At 39.9% G+C, this 24,391-nt stretch carries 22 protein-coding genes, 1 tRNA gene and 1 riboswitch; of the genes, 7 read left to right on the forward strand and 16 right to left on the reverse strand.

Annotation, left to right across the window (positions count from 1 at the left end; translation table 11 throughout):
• The first annotated feature begins 18 nt into the window (after positions 1 to 18).
• A tRNA-Thr gene (locus G592_RS0100165) sits at positions 19 to 90 on the forward strand.
• A gap of 87 nt (positions 91 to 177) precedes the next feature.
• Here G592_RS0100165 and G592_RS0100170 read toward each other — a convergent pair.
• Positions 178 to 861, reverse strand: a complete 684-nt coding sequence (locus G592_RS0100170) for a hypothetical protein (protein ID WP_028246028.1) — start codon at positions 859 to 861, stop codon at positions 178 to 180.
• A 124-nt stretch (positions 862 to 985) separates the two neighbouring features.
• Between G592_RS0100170 and G592_RS0100175 the strand changes: the two genes are divergently transcribed.
• From G592_RS0100175 to G592_RS0100195, 5 genes are read left to right on the forward strand one after another with little or no spacing between them, the layout of a single operon-like run.
• Positions 986 to 1,627, forward strand: coding sequence for a viroplasmin family protein (locus G592_RS0100175; protein WP_028246029.1), 642 nt, complete (start codon positions 986 to 988; stop codon positions 1,625 to 1,627).
• 15 nt (positions 1,628 to 1,642) lie between these two features.
• Entirely contained in the window at positions 1,643 to 2,680 is a 1,038-nt protein-coding gene (locus G592_RS0100180) for a M42 family metallopeptidase (protein ID WP_028246030.1), read from the forward strand.
• Between the two features lie 18 nt (positions 2,681 to 2,698).
• Positions 2,699 to 3,766: an ABC transporter substrate-binding protein gene (locus G592_RS0100185; protein ID WP_028246031.1), complete on the forward strand. Its 1,068-nt coding sequence runs from the start codon at positions 2,699 to 2,701 to the stop codon at positions 3,764 to 3,766.
• Positions 3,741 to 4,505, forward strand: coding sequence for an ABC transporter permease (locus G592_RS0100190; RefSeq protein ID WP_028246032.1), 765 nt, complete (start codon positions 3,741 to 3,743; stop codon positions 4,503 to 4,505). The genes G592_RS0100185 and G592_RS0100190 overlap by 26 nt, the downstream gene beginning before the upstream one ends.
• A gap of 1 nt (position 4,506) precedes the next feature.
• Entirely contained in the window at positions 4,507 to 5,085 is a 579-nt protein-coding gene (locus G592_RS0100195) for an ATP-binding cassette domain-containing protein (RefSeq protein ID WP_028246033.1), read from the forward strand.
• A 36-nt stretch (positions 5,086 to 5,121) separates the two neighbouring features.
• Here G592_RS0100195 and G592_RS0100200 read toward each other — a convergent pair whose 3' ends face one another.
• The 12 genes from G592_RS0100200 to hflX all read right to left on the reverse strand — a co-directional run bounded on the left by G592_RS0100200 (position 5,122) and on the right by hflX (position 19,970).
• Positions 5,122 to 6,642: a glucosyltransferase domain-containing protein gene (locus tag G592_RS0100200; protein WP_028246034.1), complete on the reverse strand. Its 1,521-nt coding sequence runs from the start codon at positions 6,640 to 6,642 to the stop codon at positions 5,122 to 5,124.
• A gap of 68 nt (positions 6,643 to 6,710) precedes the next feature.
• Positions 6,711 to 7,565, reverse strand: coding sequence for an undecaprenyl-diphosphate phosphatase (locus G592_RS0100205; protein ID WP_028246035.1), 855 nt, complete (start codon positions 7,563 to 7,565; stop codon positions 6,711 to 6,713).
• Positions 7,566 to 7,616: 51 nt separating this feature from the next.
• Positions 7,617 to 8,303, reverse strand: coding sequence for a GTP pyrophosphokinase (locus G592_RS0100210; RefSeq protein ID WP_028246036.1), 687 nt, complete (start codon positions 8,301 to 8,303; stop codon positions 7,617 to 7,619).
• A gap of 97 nt (positions 8,304 to 8,400) precedes the next feature.
• Positions 8,401 to 9,765: an MATE family efflux transporter gene (locus G592_RS0100215; RefSeq protein WP_028246037.1), complete on the reverse strand. Its 1,365-nt coding sequence runs from the start codon at positions 9,763 to 9,765 to the stop codon at positions 8,401 to 8,403.
• Between the two features lie 6 nt (positions 9,766 to 9,771).
• Entirely contained in the window at positions 9,772 to 10,035 is a 264-nt protein-coding gene (locus tag G592_RS0100220; RefSeq protein WP_028246038.1) for a hypothetical protein, read from the reverse strand.
• A gap of 3 nt (positions 10,036 to 10,038) precedes the next feature.
• A complete protein-coding gene (locus G592_RS0100225; RefSeq protein ID WP_028246039.1) occupies positions 10,039 to 10,866 on the reverse strand; it encodes a TrmH family RNA methyltransferase in 828 nt (275 codons plus the stop codon).
• A complete protein-coding gene (pfkA, locus tag G592_RS0100230) occupies positions 10,847 to 11,836 on the reverse strand; it encodes a 6-phosphofructokinase (RefSeq protein WP_028246040.1) in 990 nt (329 codons plus the stop codon). The genes G592_RS0100225 and pfkA overlap by 20 nt, the downstream gene beginning before the upstream one ends.
• Before the next feature lie 354 nt (positions 11,837 to 12,190).
• Positions 12,191 to 15,709 (reverse strand): DNA polymerase III subunit alpha, encoded by a 3,519-nt coding sequence (locus G592_RS0100235; RefSeq protein WP_028246041.1) that lies wholly within the window; start codon positions 15,707 to 15,709, stop codon positions 12,191 to 12,193.
• 83 nt (positions 15,710 to 15,792) lie between these two features.
• Entirely contained in the window at positions 15,793 to 16,497 is a 705-nt protein-coding gene (locus tag G592_RS0100240) for a hypothetical protein (protein ID WP_028246042.1), read from the reverse strand.
• A gap of 121 nt (positions 16,498 to 16,618) precedes the next feature.
• Complete coding sequence (locus tag G592_RS0100245; RefSeq protein ID WP_028246043.1) at positions 16,619 to 16,837, reverse strand: hypothetical protein; 219 nt, start codon at positions 16,835 to 16,837, stop codon at positions 16,619 to 16,621.
• Positions 16,838 to 16,968: 131 nt separating this feature from the next.
• On the reverse strand, positions 16,969 to 18,591 hold the full coding sequence (locus tag G592_RS0100250) for a Na/Pi cotransporter family protein (RefSeq protein ID WP_028246044.1): 1,623 nt from the start codon (positions 18,589 to 18,591) through the stop codon (positions 16,969 to 16,971).
• 146 nt (positions 18,592 to 18,737) lie between these two features.
• Positions 18,738 to 19,970 carry a GTPase HflX gene (hflX, locus tag G592_RS0100255; RefSeq protein WP_028246045.1) on the reverse strand — a complete coding sequence of 411 codons (1,233 nt, stop codon included), beginning with the start codon at positions 19,968 to 19,970 and terminating at the stop codon, positions 18,738 to 18,740.
• A 94-nt stretch (positions 19,971 to 20,064) separates the two neighbouring features.
• Positions 20,065 to 20,162: riboswitch (TPP riboswitch) on the forward strand.
• Between the two features lie 36 nt (positions 20,163 to 20,198).
• Here hflX and thiT point away from each other — a divergent pair.
• Positions 20,199 to 20,768 (forward strand): energy-coupled thiamine transporter ThiT, encoded by a 570-nt coding sequence (thiT, locus tag G592_RS0100260; protein ID WP_036951324.1) that lies wholly within the window; start codon positions 20,199 to 20,201, stop codon positions 20,766 to 20,768.
• Positions 20,769 to 20,795: 27 nt separating this feature from the next.
• Here thiT and G592_RS0100265 read toward each other — a convergent pair whose 3' ends face one another.
• The 3 genes from G592_RS0100265 to G592_RS0100275 all read right to left on the reverse strand — a co-directional run bounded on the left by G592_RS0100265 (position 20,796) and on the right by G592_RS0100275 (position 24,388).
• Positions 20,796 to 22,250 (reverse strand): class I adenylate-forming enzyme family protein, encoded by a 1,455-nt coding sequence (locus G592_RS0100265; protein WP_028246047.1) that lies wholly within the window; start codon positions 22,248 to 22,250, stop codon positions 20,796 to 20,798.
• A 99-nt stretch (positions 22,251 to 22,349) separates the two neighbouring features.
• Positions 22,350 to 23,774: a class I adenylate-forming enzyme family protein gene (locus G592_RS0100270; protein WP_028246048.1), complete on the reverse strand. Its 1,425-nt coding sequence runs from the start codon at positions 23,772 to 23,774 to the stop codon at positions 22,350 to 22,352.
• Positions 23,775 to 23,977: 203 nt separating this feature from the next.
• Positions 23,978 to 24,388: a DUF1934 domain-containing protein gene (locus G592_RS0100275; protein WP_028246049.1), complete on the reverse strand. Its 411-nt coding sequence runs from the start codon at positions 24,386 to 24,388 to the stop codon at positions 23,978 to 23,980.
• Positions 24,389 to 24,391: the final 3 nt, after the last annotated feature.

Below are 24,391 nucleotides of genomic sequence, written 5' to 3' on the forward strand. Positions count from 1 at the left end.
TTCTTGCTGAATAAGCAAGCTGGTGTGGCTCAGAGGTAGAGCACTTCCTTGGTAAGGAAGGGGTCACGGGTTCAATTCCCGTCACCAGCTCTTTTCTTTTTCCCAGGGCTGATTTGCCTTGGGATTTTTATTTGCTCTACACTTTACCATAATAAAGTAGTGATGTAAACCCCATTTCTATGACTCTGAATATAGCTCTCCGTAAAGGCTCTTTAGATAGAAATAATAGCATGCCAGCATACATACTTCTCCAAACATAGAAATTAAGAATAATAAATCCATATTTCCTGTAGCTGGTCCAAGAGCTGCAAAAACAAACATCAATATTCCACCTGTAAACATATATGAAATCTTAAATTTCTTCCAAACAATTGCCCCTGAAATAATCAGTGGAATGATTGTTCCAAAGGAAAGTATACGGCTAATTACCCTGGCCCATACAGGAGTACCAGGACCTGTAGCCATTCTGACGTTTGCTCCAACTACTGTTTCCACCAGTTCCACATGTAAAGACTGCACTAGTCCAAGTATCATCAGTATTACAGTTATAATCCAAACAAGACACATGCCTTTTTTCTTTAGCTTCAGACTATATCCGCATATAGGCAGCACAAGTGGAACCATAGTTCCGTGCATAATGTATCTTAACTGGGAAAATATAATTGGAAATTCATCTATTATTCCCCCTAATGCCACAACAAATGCATCAAAAGTCAAACCTACTGCCACAGCCAGCATACATACCACCATAAGGTTTCTCTTCTGCTTCAATTCATTGGCAAACACATAGACAAGCCCCAGCTCAGCTACAGATACAACCCACAATATAATATTAATATTTGAAACAATTACATCGTGCATCCTCTATCCCCCATAAATTTGCAAACACTATGATAGTCTATAATAACAATAGACTGTGATTAATATTTGAAAAATCTGTCCATTATCTTTACTATATTAAATAGAAAAAAGTTAGGAGAATAATATGGCAAAGAAAAACTTTTATGCTGTGAAGGTTGGAAAAGCTCCTGGCATATATAAATCCTGGCCTGAATGCCAATCCAATGTGTCAGGATATCCAGGTGCTGTCTTTAAGGGATTTGAGACCCTTGCAGAGGCAGAAGCATTTATGTCCGGCACAGCGACCATAGCTTCCCCAAGCAATGAATCCGCTACTTCAGAAGCTGATGGCGTAACCAATCTTCCTGATATATACGCATTTACGGATGGTTCATTTAATGTGGCCACTGGTGTGTATGGTTTCGGAGGCTTTCTTCACTACAGCGATACAGAAGATGATATTGAAATCCGCGGCAATGGAAATGATCCTGAGGAAGCAGTTTCACGAAACGTAGCTGGCGAGGTTCACGGGGCGGTGGCAGCCATGCGAAAGGCAGTGGAACTTGGCCTTACAGAAATGACACTCTTCTATGATTATGAGGGAATCGAAAAATGGCCTCTCAGATACTGGAAGACAAATAAGAAGATTTCAATGTTTTATGTTGAAGAATATGACCAGCTTAAGGATAAACTGAGGGTGAATTTTGTTCATGTCAAGGCTCACACAGGTATCCCCGGCAATGAGGCAGCAGATAGAATGGCCAAAGCCGAAGTTGGAATAGAATAGATTTTGGAGGAATTTATGCAGACAAAAAAATACGTAGACTACATGGTACAGCAGACAGTGGATATTCTCGGAATCGACAGCCCTACAGGCTTCACAAACAACGCTGCAAAACATCTTATTAAGGAATATGAAAAGCTTGGCTACAAGCCAGTCATGACTACAAAGGGCGGTGTCCTTGTAGATCTTGGTGGTAAGAATGAAGATGATGCCATTCTTATCGAGGCTCATATGGATACCCTTGGCGGAATGGTTTGCCAGATAAAGGGTAATGGTAATCTTGCTCTTACTCCACTTGGCGGATTTTCTCCTAACAATGGTGAGGCTGAAAACTGCCGCATTTACACTCGTGAAGGAAAGATATATGAGGGTACATTCCAGCTTAACGATGCCTCAGTTCACGTAAATGATGATTATAAGACAACAGCTCGAGAGTTCAAGAGTATGGAAGTTGTTATTGATGAGGAAGTTTCAAGTGCAGAGGATACAAAAAAGCTTGGTATCATGATTGGTGACATCGTAGCTTTCGAGCCACGTACTCGTGTTACAGAATCTGGCTACATCAAGAGCCGTTTCCTTGATGACAAGCTTTCAGTTGGTATTCTCCTTGGCCAGGCTAAATATCTTGCAGACAACAAGATTACTCCTGAGCGCAAGGTTTACCACCACATCACAGTTTACGAAGAGGTTGGTCACGGTGCCTGCGGTACTGTTCCTGAGGGAGTTACTGAGATTCTTTCTGTAGATATGGGTTGTATCGGTGAGGGACTTGATTGTAAGGAGACACAGGTAAGTATCTGTGCCAAGGATTCAGCTGGCCCTTACAACTATGATGTTGTTTCTAATCTTGTAAAGGTTGCTAAAGAAAATAAAATTGATTTTGCCATCGACGTATACCCACACTATGGTTCAGATGCAGATGCAGCTCTTGCTGCTGGTTACGATGTAAAGCATGGTCTTATCGGTGCCGGTGTATACGCTAGTCACGGTTATGAGCGCTCACACAAAAAGGGCGTTGAAAATACATTTAAGTTAATTGTGAACTACGTAAAGTAGCAAAGAAAGAAGGCAAATATGAAAAAGAAAATCATTTCACTGTTAATGGCAACAGCCTTAATGGCAACATGCCTCGTAGGTTGCGGAAGTGCAGCCTCAAGCGAGGATGGTCCTACCGCTGAATTTGAGGCTTCAAAGGAAAACGAACCAGTAGCTGAAGAGGCACACGCTGCTGAGGACGTTGATATTAACGTGGCAGCATTAAAGGGACCTACTGCTATGGGTATGGTCAAGCTGATGGCTGAAAGCGACAATGGCGAAACAGCTACAAACCATTACACATTTACAATCGCTGCTGCACCTGATGAAATCACTCCAAACCTCATTCAGGGCAACTACGATATCGCAGCTGTTCCAGCCAATCTCGCTTCTGTTCTTTTTAACAAAACAGACGGCCAGATGCAGGTGCTTGCAATTAATACGCTTGGCGTTTTATACATTGTAGAAAACGGTGAGACAATCAACAGTGTAGAAGACCTTAAGGGCAAGACAATTTATGCCAGCGGTAAGGGGTCTACTCCTGAATATGCTCTCAACTACATGCTTTCTTCAAATGGTATTGATCCACAAAAGGATGTTACTATTGAATACAAATCTGAGCATGCTGAATGTGTAAGCGCACTTGTAAATGACGAAGATGGTGTAGCAATGCTTCCACAGCCATTTGCAACGACAGCACTTATGCAGAACGAGAACATGAGAATCGCTCTTGATATGACTAAAGAGTGGGAATCAGCTGCAAAGGCAAATGGTTCATCAGCTTCACTTGTGACTGGAGTTATTGTAGCAAGAAAAGTCTTTGTTGACGCTCATCCAGAAGCTGTTGAGATTTTCTTGAATCAGTATGAGAATTCAATCAAATACACAAATGACAATGTAGAGGATGCTTCTGCATTAATTGAGAAATATGATATTATAAAGGCAGCAGTAGCACAGAAGGCTATTCCTTACTGCAACATCACTTTTATTGCAGGCTCAGATATGAAGGAAAAGCTTGGTGGCTACTTGGAAGAACTTTACAACCAGAACCCTGAAGCTGTAGGTGGACAGGTACCAGCAGATGAATTCTACTACATCGAAAAATAAGAAAAACTTAAGACTTTGGGCTGTCATCTTTTGGATAATTGTATGGCAGCTCCTGTCTATTTATTTAGATTCTGATATTCTCCTTGCATCTCCTATCAAGGTTTTAAAGAGCCTTGTAGGGATGTTGGGGGTAATTTCCTTTTGGCAATCCATTTTATTTACGTTTATACGAATTTTCACAGGTTTGATTATCGCCAATGTACTTGGTGTTATTTTTGCTGCCATATCTTATGTTTACACTCCATTCAAAGAGTTGATATCCGTACCTGTTGCAGTAATAAAATCAACTCCGGTAGCATCCTTTATTATCCTGGTGCTGATTTGGATTCCATCCAGGAATCTTTCTGTATTTATAGCATTCCTCATGGCTTTTCCTGTAATCTACACCAATATCTTACAGGGTCTTACTGAGATGGATGGAAAAATGCTTGAGATGGCTCAGGTATTTAAGATTCCTTTTAAACGAAAACTACGATTCATCTATGTGCCAGAAGTGATTCCTTATTACAGGGCTGCTGCCAATCTTTCCAACGGACTAAGCTTTAAGGCTGGCATAGCCGCAGAAATCATTGGCTTGCCTCGTGGTTCTATTGGAGAACGTCTTTACGAAGCAAAGATTTATCTAAACACTCCAGAGTTATTTGCCTGGACAATCGTAATCATTGTTTTAAGTATCGTTTTTAACCGTGCTTTTTCAGCAGTCATTAATCTTTTAATGAATAAATTGGAAGGTAGATAGAATGGATATTGTAATTAAAAATCTTTCAAAAGCATACGACGGCCAGAAGGTTCTAGATAATCTTTCTGTCACTTTCCCTGAGAAGTCATTTACCTGCCTCATGGGTAAATCAGGCGTAGGCAAGACTACTCTTCTATCTATCCTTATGGGATTAGAACAGGCTGATGAAGGTACTATTTTGGGTGTTGACGATAAAAATCTAAGCGTTGTTTTTCAGGAAAACAGACTGTGCAATAATCTTACAGCGCTGCTTAATATCAAAATGGTGATTGAGGATTCCGCCAGAATATCAGATACGCAAATACGAACTTATCTAGATAGAATTGGTCTTGGAAATGAAACAAAAAAGCCAGTCTCTGAGTTCAGCGGTGGCATGAAACGCCGTGTAGCTATCCTTCGGGCACTCCTTGCCGACTTTGATTTACTAATCATGGATGAACCACTTAAAGGGCTTGACGAAGACACCAAACAGCAGGTCATCGACATAATAAAAGAATTAACCCAAAATAAAACTGTCATCATGACAACTCACGACGACAGCGAACCTCAGGCATTTAATGCCAATATTATTAATCTTTAATAACAAAAGGTGGCTAGCACACAGCTAGCCACCTTTTTAGTATTCTTCTGATATCTTGACTATCACAATATTGTCTTTCTGAATGATTGATCCAGCATATGGATAAGTCGGCATATTTTTTAACTCTTCACTGGCAAGTATCTCATTGTATGTATCTAAATCCACCAGATTTAAAGTAATCCCTATATCCTCAAGAGTACCATTATAGCAATCCAATACACAGTGTGACAGATTTCCAAAATCACCTGCCTTTGCATAGTTACTGGCTCTATCCCAGTTTTCATTTTTTCTGAACAGATTGCTATAACATATATTCCCTACGAATGCATACTGTGTGTCTTCTGCGCATTTTTCTTCATGCATTAAATTTGAAACCATATCGTTCATTATGACATCTTTAGATATATTTCCCTGAGACAAGGCATCGATATCTACCCCTACAGCATAAATATTTCCATAAAGAATCAAGGCTGCAAGAACTATAAATACCTTGTCATATTTTAAATCTAGACTATCAACCAGCAGAAATAAGAGAGCTAATGTAAATGGATGCGGACCTGTCATCTGCTCCCATAAAACCCAATCAGCTCCAGGCGCCAATAGTAATGCAATATTTGCTCCCATTGGTATACATATAAAGGCAATTATATACATAACCATTTTAGCTGGTGCTTTTCTTAATCTCTTAATTCCCACAGCCAAAACAAAAACAAATAAAATCGCTATAATTAAAAGACGAATAATTTTAAATACATAATTACCGTTTTCAAATGAAAAATAAGATATCCACAAAAAATATGCTTTAACAATATCAATTGGCATATTCATAATCAGACTTAGGATATTAGTAGAACCTGCACCATTGTAATCTGAAGCACTAACACCTCTAGCCCAAAGGCAAACATCCCATGATATCTTATACAATACACAACTTATAATAGTTATAACTATGCTACTCTTAAGTAACAAATAAGCTTTTTGAGATTCATCACATAGAAGTAATTTCATGAATAAAATTATGATTATAACGATAAAACATCCTAGATTGGACTGATATAATCCCAATGTCAAGACAAGACATATCACCGAAAGTACGTAATTAGTTCGCTTGACTTTTTCGGTGTATATACTTTTAACCATCAACCAACCTGCTATTACTGGTAACAAAGTAGCAACACCAAATGAAGGCGATTGAAATCTATATGATAGATAACAACATACAGTTGTATTTATAACTAGTCCTAATGATAATACATAATGTCTTGCTGAAATCGTGGTGAAAATATTAACCAAAACAAAAGCAGCACCTGCTATGCATAAAAGTGCCAAGATAGAATTCAGCGGATCACCTGCATACCCATATCTAATTTTATCCAGGAATAACCATGCCCATCTACCTGATTCAAGTTCCAAATTACCTGCCTGATGGATAGTACTCTTCCATAAACCATCCCTTGAGTTAGTGTATCCATTTGAAATTAACGGAATATAGCATAGCACTGCAATAATACAATTTATAAAAATAAATTTAATACCCTGACTCTGTTTTATATTCATAATTCTCTATCCCCATAAATATTTCTGTTACTTTTATAAACAAAAGCTTTAATCTAAAGAAATATAAATTAAATCAATCCTACAAATCCGCAAACAAGTACGATGATACCAAGCACGATTCTGTACCATCCGAATACCTTGAAGTCGTGCTTTTTGATGTAATCCATAAGGAACTTGATTACAAACATAGATACAACAAAAGCTACAACCATACCTACAACAAGGATAACTGCTTCCATTGCTGTGAAGCTAAGACCAAACTTTACAATCTTGAGAAGACTTGCTCCAAGCATAACTGGAATAGCAAGGTAGAATGTGTACTCTGCTGCAACTGTACGCGCTACACCAATGATAAGGGCACCAACAATAGTAGCTCCAGAACGTGATGTACCTGGGAAGATAGCTGCAATAAGCTGGAACATACCAATTATAAATGCTGTAGTGTATGTGATATCTGCAACGGAATTAATCTTTGCATTATGACCATGTTTCTTTGTCTCAACGATGATGAAAGCCACACCAAATACGATAAGTGCAAGGGCTACACAAGTAGGATTGTAGAAAAGCTCTTCGAATAAATCATCCCAAAGAACACCTACGATCGCAGCTGGCACACAAGAAACTAAAATATGGAACCAGAGAACAAAGATATCTCCCTTGATCCATGCGCCAATACCGTTTTCGCTAAGAGGAGCTCTGTTGCCCTTCTTACCAAATGGCCAAATCTTATTCCAGAAAATGATCACTACGGCAAGGATGGCACCAAGCTGAATAACCACCTGGAACATACTGTAAAAGTCTTCTGAAACATTGAGCTTTACAATCTCATCCAAAAGAATCATATGACCTGTACTACTGATTGGGAGCCACTCTGTGATTCCCTCAACTATACCAAATAAAATCGCTTTTAAAATCTCTAACATGATTTTCCTCCTAAAAAAAGCTGCCGGATTTTTCCGACAGCTTTTATCATACTACAAGGTATTTCCTTCCACAACCTTTTCTTGCCATCCATTGGCGTGGCGTTCACGTTCTTCCTCTTCTTTCTTTGTCTGCATAATAGCTGTGTTAAGCTGAAGCATCTTGGTATCCATCATGGATACGATTTCAGAACATTCACGAAGATCGCGGCTGATATAATCTGGTGCATTACCTTCGAACTTATAGTAAATCTTGTGCTCAAGGCTGGCCCAGAAATCCATTCCGATTGTACGAATCTGGATTTCTACTTTTGTATCTACTGTCTTATCTGACAGATAGATAGGAATAGTTACAAGCATGTGGTAGCTCTTATAACCTGACTCCTTAGGATTTTTAATATAATCCTTGATTGAAACTACAGTAACATCTGTCTGGCGTCCAATCATCTCGGCTATCTGATAAATATCCGAAGTGAATGAACAAACGATTCGCACACCAGCAATATCATTACAATGCTCAATCATACTTGGTATAGAAACTTCATAACCATTTTTCTTAAGCTTCTTAACAATACTCTCCGGTGTCTTAACCCTAGTCTTGATGTACTCAATTGGATTATATTGATGTACCTGCTGGAACTCATCATTTAAGATTTCCACCTTGGTACGAACTTTTTTTATAGCTGATTCATAAAGTAACATGACGGTGTTCCATGAGTTCACACCATCATCTGGAAACATACTCAAATCCAAACTGAATCACCTCCCCGTATTTCTTCGAATATATTATACCACATTTTTCCGCAAGTATTTATTAAGTCTTTCTTAAAACTTGTTATTAATTCCAAACGTGCTGGGTATCATAGGCGTGTGGCCAGTCGGATATAAGAAGCCATATGGTAAATACGATAGACGAACATGCCCAGGTAAGTGGGTAGCACCAGCTGATGGTGGTGAACTTCGGTATGAAGCGAATGGCTGTAGTCACGTAGATGATGCGGACTCCACACCAGAAGGTAAGCATAGTCACCATAGGCACAATGGACTTTCCAGCGCCTCGCATAATACCGGCTGCACAGTGTGAGTATGCCAACAGGCAATAGAAGAATGCGCACACTGCTACCTGCATGTGACCGTAAGAGATATCCTCTGGATTCTTAATGAACCAGCCAAGGGCTGTATCAGCGAAGATATAGTAAATAAGTCCAATAGTCTCCGCAAGAACCACTCCAGCTATTACACTCATGCGGGCACCCTTAACTGCTCTGTCATATTTTCTGGCACCAAGATTCTGGCTAATAAATGTTGGAATAGCCATGGAGATACTTGTGATTGGAAGGAATACAAATCCTTCAATCTTTGAATATGCTCCCATTCCGTTCATGGCATGAGGACCAAAAGCATTGATGTTCTTCTGAACCACAATGTTTCCTATAGAGATAACTGAATTCTGAAGTCCCATAGGAAGTCCCTGCACCAGAATCTCTCGCATCATTCTAGGATGCCATTTAAAAATATCTTTAATTACAATTCCAGTATTATCGTTTATACGAATCAATCTGATGAAGCATAACAATGCTGAAATACCCTGAGATACTACAGTGGCAACTGCTGCACCTACAACTCCCTTGTGGAAGCCGGCAACTAAAATCACATCAAGTACAACATTGAGAACCGATGAGAATAAAAGGTACAACAATGGGTGATAACTATCTCCCACCGAGCGCATAATGTTCATAAATACGTTGTATAAAACAATGGTAGAGATTCCACCAAAATAAATATTGAAGTAGGTCAGTGAATATGGAAGTACCTCAGCTGGTGTATCAATTATTCTGAGCATGGCAGGTACAAAAGTGACACCAATCAATGTGGCCACCACACAGCAAATCAAAGCAAATAAAACATTGCTGTGAATAGACTTGCGTATGTTCTCATCATCACCAGCGCCATAGTATCGGCTGATGATAATACCGCCTCCGGCACCCATTCCCCCAAAGAAACCTACAATAAAAAAGCTCAAAGCTCCGCCCGAGCTAATAGCTGCAAAGGCATTACTTTCAGCGAAATTACCAACAACCCATGCATCAGCTATGTTGTAGAGCTGCTGCAAAAGCTGTCCCATAAATAAAGGAATGCAAAACTGAAACATTCCCTTACCTATAGACCCATTTAATAAATCAATTGATTTACTGTTGTTCATATAAATTTAATCCTCATCAAGTACGTGTATCTCAAGATAGTCAAACGGAACCTCGTCCACAAAGTTATCCTGAGTGAATCTGGCCTTTCCATGACGCTTAAACTCACGGATGGTGGATTCCAGCCAGACTGGCTTGCTGGTATCGAACTCATAGCAAGCTTTATCCACCGCATTGAAAATCTTATGTGTGCGAGTCTCCTCTGAATTGTCTTCTATAACAAGGTCGTGAAGCAGATGATTATCCTGCCACGATTTAAACCATATTCTCATCTTTTACACCTCTGTTTTTAACGGGAAAGCACATCTTCTCTGGCGTGATGCTTCATACATCAAAATACTTGCAGCCACTGATGCATTTAATGACTCCAGCTGACCTTCCATAGGAATCTTTAGATAGCTGGTAGCTAAAGCTGCTGTCTCATCTGTAAGTCCATTGCCTTCGTTTCCAATCATAAAGGCAGTAGGGCCTGAGTAATCAAACTCGTCGTAGAATTTCTCTCCCTTAAGATGTGCAGCATAAACTGAAACGCCATGCTTCTCCTTCAGCTCAGTCAAAGTAGCTCCTAAATCAGAAACCACAAGATGAGGCACTCTGAAAATGCTACCCATTGTAGAACGAACTACCTTTGGTGAATAAAGATCCACAGTGGTAGTGTTCATGATAATACCTGTGGCACCTGCACCTTCTGCTGTGCGGATAATAGTGCCCATATTTCCAGGATCCTGAAGCGACTCCAAAATGACTATATGAGCTGGACGACCATTGCCTAACACATCCTCCATGGTAAAATCCTGCATCTTCACAAGAGCAAGGACTCCCTGAGGTGTAACTGTGTCACTCATGGAATCGAAAACCTTCTTTGCCACCTCTTCCATAGGCACGGATGGTGCCTTAGCTGAAATCTCTGAAATAAATGCAGCCCCATCTGCAGAAGAACTAAAGCCTTCCACATAATAGATGGCATGCAAAAGAGACGCTGGTACTTCCGCCACCGCCCTAATTCCCTCAACCACAAAAAGCCTTTGAGCTTTACGCTCTCTGGCTTTTTTGTTAAGTGTCATTATGTTTTTGATTTGATTATTACTCGTACTTGTAATCATTGTTCAAAGAATTGCAAATCTTGTACTGATACTCATCAACATCCTTGTGCATTGCAAGTGCCTCGTCGATATCGAAATCAACGAACTCACCGTGACGGTAACCAACTACACGGTTTGTCTTGCCTGCGCAAAGAAGATCAACTGCCATAGCACCCATTGTAGATGCGTAAACACGGTCCTTACATGTAGGTGAACCACCACGCTGCATGTGACCAAGGATAGTAGCACGTGTCTCGATACCTGTAGCAGCCTCGATACGCTTTGCCATAGATGTAGAATGACCAACACCCTCAGCATTGATAATGATGTGGTGCTGCTTACCCTTCTTACGTCCCTCGATGATGTGATTTACAAGCTTCTGCTCGTCGTAATCATATCTCTCTGGAAGAAGAACATCCTCAGCGCCGTTTGCGATACCGCACCAAAGAGCGATGTAACCTGCTCCACGACCCATAACCTCGATGATAGAGCAACGCTCGTGTGATGTAGAAGTATCACGAACCTTGTCGATAGCTTCCATAGCTGTGTTTACAGCTGTATCAAAACCGATTGTATATTCTGTACAAGCGATATCAAGATCGATTGTACCTGGAAGTCCAATTGTGTTGATGCCGAAGTGAGAAATCTTCTGTGCACCCTTAAATGAACCGTCACCACCGATAACTACGAGACCATCAATACCATGCTCGCGGCACATCTGTGCTGCCTTCTCCTGGTACTCAGGCTGAAGCATCTCAAGACATCTAGCTGTCTGAAGAATAGTACCACCGCGCTGAATAGTCTCAGAAACACTGTGTGCGTTCATATCTATAATTTCGCCGGAAAGAAGACCAGCGTATCCTCGTCTGATTCCTTTAACTGTCTTACCATGAGCAATAGCCTGACGAACAACGGCACGGATAGCCGCATTCATACCAGGTGCATCACCACCGGAGGTAAGAACACCAATAGTCTTAATCTTGTCTGCCATTTGATTATTCCTCCTAAATGTATCCCTTTTCAAACAATCCCAATCTATTTTAGCCTCTTTTGCAAACGTTTTCAATAGTTATTTTTTTAACGTTCTTCCCCCGATATCACCATCATGATTTTATCATCCAATTATTCTTTTTCTGTGATTATTTAAGGATTTTTCTTTGACCTCCTATCGTTTCAAAAATGCTGTAATCTGTCGTTGTAGAATTCTGCACCATCACCAGATGTTGGCTGACCAGAATATAGTCTTGATGCAACAACAACTCCGGCGATACCTGCCATCAATCTAAAGGAAAAGATGAATATGAAAATAGTGTGTATTGTAATAGAAATTTTATGACATTTGTAACTAGTATTTTGCGTTCCTTGCAAACTCAAGCTTTTTTTCCACAACCCTGACGTTGTCTGCACCGAATTTTCCACTAAGTGCTTTGATGTTATCATCAGTTACGGAAATACCCCAGCTTGGAGGCATAACTTTCTTAGCTTTTTCAGCCTTCAGATAGATGACGATGTTGTCATTTCCATCCATGGCACGAATGGAATCAGCCAGTGTTGATTCTGATGCCTCGTACTGATTCTTGTCTTCAAACTGAATCCAAACCTCACGCTTGCAGTCGTCAAAGGCTTTTACATCCTCGCAGATAAGAATAGCCTCACGCTCACCATCGTTCTGAACACGTCCCTTGATAAAGACCTTGTTTCCTTCCACAAGTAATGAGCGAACTCTGTCGTAGGTCTTGGCAAATGCAAGAACCTTCACTGTTCCTGACAAATCTTCCAGGGTTATGTTGCAGTAGGCATTGCCCTTTGCAGAATATCTCAAAGCAGCTTCCATAATGATTCCACCAAGGATTACCTCAGAACCATCTTTGATTGAAGCTCCTCCACTTTCTTCTGTATCACCAAATGATACTTCTTCCCCTTCGTCTTTTGCTGTGTCAAACTCGCTTGCATGAGCTGTGACATTTTTGCTGAGAAGTGGAAGGAAATCATCAAGTGGGTGACCACTAACATAAATTCCCATAAGCTCCTTCTCAAAGCTAAGAAGAATCTCTCTTGGGAACTCATCCAAATCAGGAAGGTTAACCTTCAATGACTCTTTCTGCTCCTCGTCGGCAAAATCGAAAAGTGACATCTGACCTTCGATATCATTCTTTCGGGTCTTGTTTACTGAATCCATGATAACCTCATAGATACAGCACTTCTGGCGGCGATTGCCCTCCAATGAATCAAGAGCGCCTGCTTTAATCAGGTTTTCTACTGTACGTTTATTGGCATCGTACTTTAAGACTCTCTTTATGAAATCTTCCAGGTCGCGATAGAGCCCGTTTATTTTTCTGTCCTCAATAATAGCTGCGATAGTGTTGCTTCCTACTGATTTGATAGCAGACAATCCGTATCGAATCTTGCCATTATCAACGGCGAAATCTGCCTCTCCGTAATTAACATCTGGAGGGAGCAATTCGATACCTGACTCACGACATACTGCAATGTACTCAGCAATCTTTGTACTGCTGTTGAGCACTGATGTCATAAGAGCTGCCATAAATTCAAGTGGATAATATTTCTTTAAATATGCTGTCTGAACTGCAACATAAGAATATGCTGCTGCATGTGATTTATTAAATCCGTACTCAGCGAAAGGCATAAGCTGATCAAAGAGCCAGTCTGCCTCCTCCGCTGAAATGCCGTTCTTGTCAAAGCATCCCTTTACGAATGTAGGACGCTCTGCTGCCAGCTTATCTCTCTTTTTCTTGCTCATCATTCGTCTGACATTGTCAGCTCGTCCCAGTGTGTATCCAGCACAGGTAGTCATAATCTGCATAACCTGCTCCTGATAAACTGGGAATCCATATGTATCCGCAAGCACATCGTTAAGAAGTGGGAATCGTTTGATAAATGGTGATTCCTTACCAGTATTTTTACACTCGATAATGTTTGGAATGAAATCCATTGGACCCGGACGATATACTGCATTGGCCAAGATTAAATCGCCAATCTGGGTAGGGTTCAGTTGCTTAAGCAAGCTCTTCATTCCTGCCGACTCGAACTGGAAAACACCATCCGTCTTTCCAGCTGCGAAAAGCTCCATTGCACCCTTATCGTTGTAATCAATGTCATGTAAATCAAGCTTGATACCGTAATTCTTCTCCACCTGCTTAAGTGTGTCATTGATTACAGTAAGGTTTCGAAGGCCAAGGAAATCCATTTTCAAAAGACCGATTTCCTCGATAACTTCCTTCTCGTACTGAGTGATAATAACATCACCTTTTCCAAGGGCAAGTGGCATATATTCATCAGTAGGCTTTCCAGAAATAACTACACCTGCTGCATGTACACCGGTGTTTCTAGGAAGGCCTTCCAAGCTCTTACAAATATCAAGAAGCTTATGTACCTCATCATCAGATTCATACATAGCCTTAAGCTCAGATCCGTACTGTATCGCATTTGCGATAGTAACTTTTTTACCATCAGGCAGCACATCCGGAATAAGCTTTTTAATGCTGTTTGTAAATGGAATAGGAAGTCCCATCACTCGGCCAACATCCTGAACAACACTCTTTGGCTTAAGAGTACCGAAGGTAACAATCTGAGTAACACAATCGTCACCATACTTTTTACGAACGTAATCGATAACCTCCTCACGGCCCTCTGGGTCAAAGTCGGTATCAATATCAGGCATGGAAACACGCTCTGGATTGAGGAATCGCTCGAAAACCAGATTGTATTTCATTGGGTCAATATCAGTAATTCCTGTAGTGTAACTGATAAGTGAACCGGCAGCGGAACCACGGCCTGGGCCTACAGGAATATCATGGGTACGCGCATAATTAATGAAATCCCAAACAATAAGGAAGTACTCAATATAACCCATTTCCCTGATGGTGTTAAGCTCGTAGGTAAGACGCTCTTCATAAAGATGAGCATCATCTCCATAACGCTCCTTCAAACCATCAAAACAGATTTTGTTAAGATAAGTCCATGCATCATAGCCTTCTGGCACTGCAAATGGTGGAAGGCCGGCAATGTGATATTCGATCTCCACATTACATCTGTCAGCGATTTCCTGTGTACGGAAAACTGCTTCCTTTGCATATGGGAAAAGATCTAACATCTCCTCCTCTGTCTTAACATAAAATTCTTCTGTTTCAAAACGCAGACGATCCACATCATCCATCTTTGCTCCTGTCTGAATACAAAGCAAAACATCGTGACTGTAGGCATCCTCTTTATCTGTGTAGTGGCAGTCATTTGTAGCCACAAGTGGAATACCTATCTCCTTTGATAGACGCATAAGTCCCTGATTTACATTTTTCTGTAAATCGATACCATGATCCTGCATCTCAAGGAAATAATTTTCAGCGCCAAATAAATCTCTGTATTTAAGGGCAATAGCCTTTGCCTCTTCGTACTGCTCTCGGGCAAGAGCTCTGGCCACCTCTCCTGCCAGACAGGCAGACAGACAAATAAGACCTTCGTGATATTTCTCTAAAATCTCGAAATCTACACGAGGCTTATAGTAAAAGCCATCCACATAACCTGCTGAAACAATCTTGATAAGGTTGTGATAGCCAACATTATTTTCTGCAAGCAAAATAAGGTGATAATATCTGTCATCACCTTTTACCATTTCACGGTCAAAACGAGAACCTGGAGCAACATACACCTCACAACCGATAACAGGCTTGACCCCCTGTGCCATGCACTCGTCGTAGAACTTGGTGACGCCGTACATATTGCCATGGTCGGTAATAGCTGCTGCAGTCATGCCGTTTTCTTTGCACTTTGCAACATATGATTTTATTTTATTGGAACCATCAAGGAGTGAATACTCCGTATGGGTGTGAAGATGGACAAAACTCATAACATTTCTCTCTTTCAAAAACAAAAAAGTCTACCACTATTTTATAGTGATAGACTTTAAAAAGCAAACAAGTTTTCTATATGTTACTCAGCAACTGTATCAAAGTTGATAATCTCTGCGTTGCTCATTTCTTCGAAAAGCTGATCCATGATTTCCTGAAGATATTCCTGATCCATCTGGCTGTAATCTCCACCATCCTCTGAATCATAGAAGTATGTTCCATCTCCATTCTCATCATAAACTACTGATGCCTTCTCCATAATCTTAAGTGAATTATCATCACCGATTACATACTTGCAAACCCAGTGATTTGAAGCTGTGTAAATATATCCATCTTTTGTCGCGATTGGGTAAGCTGTTCCACCTGAGCAAATCTTTCCAAGCTCTACGATATTACCATCGTCATATGTGAAAAGTGTGGCATCGATACCAGCCATGTTACCATCCATATTGTCATATGTTCCGCTTGTAACTGCAAAAACATCTACATCACCAACAGTGATATTTGCATATCCCATGCCTGCTGTAATCTTCTTTTTGTTTAGCATATCTGTGAATGTATCACAATCGCTAAAATCAATTTCTGGAGCGCACTCATTAGAAACCTGCTTTATAAAGTCTATTGAGTTTTCATCCAAATCCTGTGCTGCTTCATTAGAAGCTGTTGGCACTGCCTCGTCCTCTACCTGTGCTGACTCTGTTTCGGTGTTAGCTGCTGCACTACCGCAAGCAACCATTGAAAGTGTCATAACTCCTGCCAAAGCTAATACCAAAATCTTATTCTTCATTATACCTCTGTCCTCCATTTGTGTATTTTATGTGAATTATTATAATCAACAGTTGTGTATTTTTTGTTTTCTTTAAGGTCTTTTTTCTAAGTTCTCTAATAATTTCTTCTAAGAAATTCTTCTAGGCGATTCTTTTTCCAAGAGCAAATTCATCTGCGAACTTCATTAACTCTTTTTCTACTCGCTCATAATCAGATTCAACAAATCTGTAGAGATAAGCATCACCAATTACATTCTCTACTGGTGGCTCATCATAAAACTCCTCATCAGTGTCTCTTGTATAAAGGAATACTGCGATACCTACGATTGCGAATGCTACATATGCGATAATTAAAATCATTTCAATACCTCCTGCGTCCTCGCGCTCAACGTCTACTTTGTTCTCTGTTTCATTTTCTGAACACAGTATACGTCACAAAGTATCACAGAAGTATCACACAAAAAAATCCACCCCAATAGGGTGGATTTTACCTACTTATTTGTATCCTTAAGTGCATACGCGATATTAATAGCATGGTCCGCACATCGCTCAATATCCGTAACCATATCGGAGAAGATGACGCCTGCGATAGGTTCGCATTTGTTCTCCATAAGACGCTCTACGTGATGATTGATGAGCTGCTTCTCCTGCTTATCAACCTTTGCCTCGAGCTTCTCAATCTTTGAAAGATTATCATAATTTTCAGAAGTGAAGATATCAATGGCAAGTTCAACTTCTTCCATTGAGTTCTCTGCCATTTCCTTCAATTCCTTGGCAGCCTTCTTTGAAAGCTTTGTCTTTTTATTCTTCATGCGGGTAGCGTACTCAATGATGTTCTCTGCATGATCCGAGATACGCTCCATATCTGTAACTGCAATTGTAATAGCAGAAATACGACGAAGCATTGCAGGTGTAAGGTTCAAAGTCTGAAGCTTAACCATGGCATCCTGAATAGCATGATTAAGAATATTGACTGTCTCCTCACGCTCCTCAACATCCTCCACCTTTTCAGGTGAGTAATCGAAGAAGCAATCGATAGCCTTCTCATAGTTCTCAGCTGCAATAGCGCCCATTCTGGCTGCCTCAAGCTGCGCCTGGTGAATAGCCATGTTTGGTGGTACATTGCCCATCTGAGTCATGAATACAAGCTTTCTGTCCTCTGCTGCTCTTGTCTCCTCTGGAAGCTCAGGGATAAACATATATGTGAGCTTAATAATCAAATCTGTAAATGGGAAGATGATACATACAGCAAGGATAGCAAAAATCGTATGTGTGTTAGCTATCTGACGGGCTGGATCTGATGATGTAGACTGAATCCAGCTGAGCAGTGGTGTTACATTTATAATGATAACAATGATAGCTGCTCTAATTACATTAAACAAAAGGTTCAAAATAGCTGAACGCTTACCGTTTCTATTTGCTGTAAGTGATGCAAGCAAGTTTGGTGTAACAGAACCGATGGCTGCACCGATTACAAGATATACCGCAACATTGTAATCCAAAATACCCTGTACAACAAAGGCCTGGAAGATAACTGTTGCAGATGATGAACTCTGTAAAAGAGCTGTAAATGCAATACCAAATACTAATGCTACGAATGGATTGGTAAGACCACTGAGGAAGTTCTTGAACATCTCAGAATGTGAAAGTGGTGCGATGGCAGCCTTCATAATAGTAATACCCTGGAAGAGCATACCAAAGCCCATGATAACTGTACCAATGTGCTTTACCAAATCCTTCTTAATAAATAGGTACATTACCGCACCAGAGAAAAGGAACAATGGTGTGAATGTAGCAATATTAAAGGCTGTAATCTGTGCTGTGACAGTGGTACCGATATTGGCACCGAGGATAACTCCAATAGCCTGAGCCAGTGTCATCATGCCTGAGTTAACAAAGCCGATAACCATAACATCAGTAGCTGAAGAGCTCTGAACGAGGACTGTCATTACAAGTCCGACAACGACAGCTACAAACTTATTAGTAGTAGCCTTCTCTAAGATAACCTGAAGATTATCACCGCAGCTATTTTTAAGACCAGTGGACATGATAGACATTCCAAACAGGAAAAGACCTACTCCACCTAACAGTGATATCATTTGTGCAATTGTCATTTTATTCTCCTTCTACCCGGTTTACATTCTTAGTAACCGCACTTTTCCTTCATGAAAAGTAAATTTTTATCCTTCGCTTTTCTTCCGAAATTATCATACCAAATTAGAAGATGAATGTCTAAGAATTAAATCAATTTCAGCACATCCTACATATAAGCCTTGATAAAAATACCATCTTCTCGGTATTCTTCTGAAATCAGCTCACCATTTTCACGAATTTTGGCAATTGTTCCAGCCTCTGTATATGGAATCAGCTTTTCCACATATTCTTTTCCATCACGAAGAAGCTCCGCAAGAATCTCGCGAACTCTATCAAGTCCCTTGCCAGTTTTTATTGAAGTATGAACTGTGTAATCTGCTCTTAAATCGTGATAGTCATGCTCGTCTGCAACCTTATCAACCTTATTAAATATTGTAAGTATAGGTTTGTCAGACACCCCAAGCTTATCAAGTGTCTGGTAAACAATCTCCATCTGTCTGTCCATCTGAGGATTGCTCACATCTACCACATGAATAATGTAGTCAGCGTACTTTGCCTCCTCAAGTGTACTCTTGAAGGCATCTACAAGATGATGAGGAAGCTTTCTTATAAATCCTACTGTGTCAGTAAGAAGAATCTTCTGGTCGTTATCAAGCAAGAGCTCCCTTGTAGTAGGGTCCAAAGTTGCAAATAAAGCATCCCACTCCAAGATGTTTGCATCTGTAAGCTTATTTAAAAGAGATGATTTTCCTGCGTTTGTATATCCTACTATCGCAGCTACAGGCACGCCGTTTCTCTGGCGCTTAGCTCTTGTAATCTCACGGTGTGAAACAACATCTGCAAGTTCTTTCTTAAGCTGGCTTATACGACCTGCAATGAGACGCTTGTCCATTTCCAACTTCTTCTCACCTGGACCACGGGTACCAATAGCACCACCTCCGCCAGCAGCAGTACCACCTACTCGGGACATGTTCTTACCAAAACCTGTAAGTCTTGTCATCTCGTAGCGAAGCTGGGCCAGCTCTACCTGAATCTTTCCTTCTGCTGTTCCTGCACGGGCAGCAAAAATATCAAGGATAATCAAAGTTCTGTCCATTACCTTTGTATCCAGTGCATCTGCCAGATTTCTCATCTGTGCAGGGGTAAGCTCATCATCGCATACTATTCCTGTAGCACCAGTCTCCCAGATAAGGTCAGCTATCTCCTCTACCTTTCCAGTTCCAACGTAGGTTCCTGGATTTCTGCGGTCCAGATTCTGCATAATCTGACCTACCACTTCTGCTCCTGCTGTCTCGCAAAGATCTTCCAGCTCCTTGAGGGAATCCCAGGCTTCCGCCTCGTCTCCTTCATTTACTGCAACCAATATTACTTTTTCTATAATCTTTTCTGTATTTACCATTCTATTTCCTATCTGTTAATATTTTCACCTTGATTGTAACATAAACTATTGACGCACAGTATTAATTATGCTATTTTTCTATTGAATTAAATAAACTATTTGCTAGGGGCGCATTTGTGCTGAGAGGTGTTTCACCGACCCTTATTACTTGAACTGGATAATACCAGCGTAAGGAAGCTATTTTTAGACGATCTCCTAGCATCATGTATGAAGGGAGATTTTTTTATTATGATTAACCACGTTTCTTCAAATGAAAACAGCAAAATCAGTTTTACAGCAAAGCAGCTTGCATTCTGCGCTGTTGCAATGGCAATTGCATTCGTTCTTTCAAACATTAAGCTCCTTAAGCTTCCTATGGGAGGTTCTATCACACCACTTTCAATGTTGGTAGCATGCCTTCCTGGATTCTTCTTTGGACCAGTTATTGGCATCGTAACAGGAGTAGCTTACGGACTTTTAAATCTTATTGTAGATCCATATATTCTTTTTCCAGCCCAGGTTATTGTAGATTACATTTTGGCTTTCGGAGCCCTTGGTTTTTCAGGATTTTTTGCAAAGTCAAAAAATGGTCTCATTAAAGGATATATTGTAGCAGTTCTTGGCCGCTACGCTTTTGCGGTATTATCAGGCTGGCTCTTCTTTGGGGAGTATGCACCTGAAGGATGGAGTGCATTACCATACTCCCTTGCATACAATGGAATCTATATCTTCACAGAGGCAGCAGTTACTATTGTAGTATTACTTCTTCCTCCTGTAAGAGACCTTATGATTAGACTTAAAAACATGTCAAATAACTAATTCCTCATAAAAAAAGGAGCTCAGGTCTTATGACCCGAGCTTCTTTTCATTTTGCTGTAATGCAACTGTATCAATTCTCTTTATCTTACCGCTTGCTGTTTTTTCAAGCTCTTTAGTGGTGAATTCGATTCCGTAAATTCTTTTATATATAGGTAATGTCTTGTTAAGCTCTGTAATATACTCACGAATATTATCCTGAGCCTCTTCCTCTGCATAGATTTCAACAGCAATTCTGTCATTGGATTCAAATGCCTTGCACTCCTTGACAGACTTGCATTCATACAGCAGTCTTTCCAACTCTTCAGGGCTGACATTTTCGCCGCTGGATAAGATGATAAGGTTCTTCTTTCTGCCTGTGATATATAAATATCCATCATCATCCATATAACCAAGGTCACCAGTATAGATAACCCCATCTCTTATAATCTTCTGAGTCTCTTCTTCATTCTCATAGTAACCAAGCATATTGCCCCAATGCCTAATTACAATTTCATCATCCACAATTCTAACATCAGCATCATCATATGGACGACCAACAGATGAAATATGATTTGCCATATCAAAATTGTATGTAACGTTACCACCAGTCTCAGTCATTCCGTAGTACTGGCCGAAGTCGATATTGTTAGCAGCAAGTTCTTTTACATCATCAACACTTACTGGCGCACCAGCTGTAAGAGCAAGCTTCACTCCTCCAAGTCGCTCAATGTGACCTCTGTGAATTGTTTTAAGCCAAAGCTTTATAGTAGCCGGTATAACAAATGCGATATCAATTTTTTCCTTTTCCAAATCACTTAAAATATTCTGTGGGTTCACGCTTTGAACCAGTGTACAGCCATGCTCTGACCATGAAAGCCATGTAAGCAGACCTCCAACATGATAAAGAGGGAAGTTGGTGTAAACCTTTACCCCTGGAACTGCCCTGTAACCATTTGTATATTTCTCAGGCAATGCAATTCGTTCTTCCTGAAACAGGTTTCCTGCTGACAGTGCAACTCCCTTTGAAAGGCTTGTAGTTCCTGATGTGTAAACAATCATCATAAGATTATTTACTTCTTCTTCAGTAAAATCAGTTAAATCCTTTTCTTCTGCTTCTCCTTTGAGTGCCACGTCAAATCCAAGGTATTTAACATCTTTCCCAAGGGTATGATTTTCCGGATCATCAGTTACTATACAATCTAATTTTGAATTTCTTACTGCAAAATCAAGATTTTCATATGTTTCACGATAGTTAAGAGGAACGAAAACTGCACGACTAAAAATCAAAGCAGCCATAATTACCACATATTCATAACTGTTAAGTCCAATAAGACCAACATGTTTGCCCTTTAAATTACCAAGATTGTTTTCCAATCTTGAAGCACATGTTTTAATATCTTTTAAATACTGTTCATAACTTACTTCAAAAGTCTTTTCATCATCAAGAAATTTAAAAGCACATTCACTGCTATATTTTTCTAAAGTTGCCAAATATGAAAACATATAACATTACCTCCTTTTTATAGACATATCCCTGTTATTGTATCAGTTAAAAATAAAAAAAGCTTTGGTCAAAATAACCAAAGCTTTTTATTTATGTATTTATGCAACAGTTTCTCTTCTTTTGATCTTACCGTTTGCTGTCTTTTCAAGTTCCTCTGTCTGGAATTCTATTCCGTAGATTCTCTTGTATATAGGTAATGTCTTATTCAGTTCTGAAATGTACTCACGAATGTTATCCTGAGACTCTTCCTCTGCATAGATGGCTACGGCAATTCTGTCTTTCTTTTCGAATGCCTTGCACTCTTTAACATCTGCACATTTATAAAGAAGATTTTCCAACTCTTCCGGGCTGACATTTTCACCGCTTGATAAAATAATCAGACTCTTCTTTCGTCCTGTAATATATAAGTATCCATCTTCATCGATGTATCCTAAATCACCTGTATAGATAATACCATCTTTTACAGCCTTTTTAGTCTCTTCTTCATTTTCGAAGTAACCAAGCATGTTACCCCAGTATGATATGCAAATTTCGCCGTCGATAATAGATATCTCAGCATCCTCATAAGTGCGTCCTACTGAACCGATATGATTTTCCATATCGTAGTTAACAGTAATGTTACCGCCTGTCTCAGTCATTCCGTAAAACTGACCAAAGGAAATACCGTTATTCTGAAGATCCTGAATATCCGAAATACTCATTGGTGCACAACCTGTAATAATCAATTTTACACCGCCGAGACGCTCGATATGACCTCTCTTAATTGTTTTAAGCCATAATTTGATAGTAGCTGGATGAACACCTGCATAATCTATCTGCTCGTTCTCCAGGTCTGTCAAAACATTATGTGGATTTACACTCTGTACAAATGTAACACCGTGCTCTGTACATGTAAGCCAGGCAAGAAGACCCGCAATATGATAGAACGGGAAGTTTACATATGCCTTTATTCCTGGCACAGCCTTGTATCCCTTTGGATGATTGATAGGAAATGTTTCCTTCACGTCCTTAAAGATATTTCCAACTGAAAGGGCAACACCCTTTGATAAACCTGTAGTTCCAGATGTATAAACAATCATAAGTAGATCGTTTTCTTCCTCATCTGTGAAATCCTTTAAATCCTTTTCCTCTGCATCGCCTGCAAGGGCTATATCAAATCCAAAATACTTGAACTCATCTCCGAAATTATTCTCGTCCAGATTGTCTGTAATAATAATCTCTGTCTTTGAATTCTTTACAGCGAACTCGATATTCTGGGCAGATTCCCTGTAATTAATTGGTATAAAAACTGCTCTGCTAAAAAGTAAAGCAGCCATGGTAACAATGTACTCATAGTTATTTAAACCAATGAGCGCAACATGTTTGCCCTTTAAATCTCCAATAACTTTTTCTAATCTAGTAGCACAAGTCCTGATGTCTTTTAAATATTGTTCATAACTTACCTCAAAAGTATTCTCCTCATTCAAAAATCTGAATGCACACTCCCCGCAAAATTTCTCAAGTGTGGCTAAATACTTAAACACCGGAATCTTTCCTCCTAATTCTCTCCTTGCGTTATATCGTGTATTAACTTTGAATATATTGTTAAATATATAACATTAAAAAGCAACTCGGCTATTGTATCAGCTTTTTTCCATGTTGTCAGCTATTTTTATCAATTCCTACGTATACGATATTAATGACATATAAAATAAAAAAGCTTTGGCCAAATTGACCAAAGCTTTCTCTAAAATTCGATTTCAATATCCATGGAGGTTCTGATTGGGTCCCCTCCTGTAATAATGTCGTAATCCAATACAAGCTTAATCTTGTTACCCAATTCCACAACCTGATAGTTTCTAGTGAAAATTGGAAGATTTAAATCTCCCATTGGAGTGCTATAGATATTTTCTGTCTGTTTACCAGGAAACAGCTCTAATTTGGAGTTCAATGCTCCTTTCTGAGTCATTGAAAGGCTGCGTCTGTCAAAGGAAATAAGACAGCTGATATCTCCATCCTCGCTGCTCCTCTGATAAGAAAGATATCTGCGGTCATCTCTCTCCGCCATCTCTCCTATATATTCCTGGTTTGTAGTCTCATCATCTGCGCCCATTTTCTGTCTGGACTGAAGACGTATTTTACAATGATTTTTTTCCATATA

The organism is Pseudobutyrivibrio ruminis CF1b, assembly GCF_000424005.1.
Classification (GTDB): domain Bacteria; phylum Bacillota; class Clostridia; order Lachnospirales; family Lachnospiraceae; genus Pseudobutyrivibrio; species Pseudobutyrivibrio ruminis_C.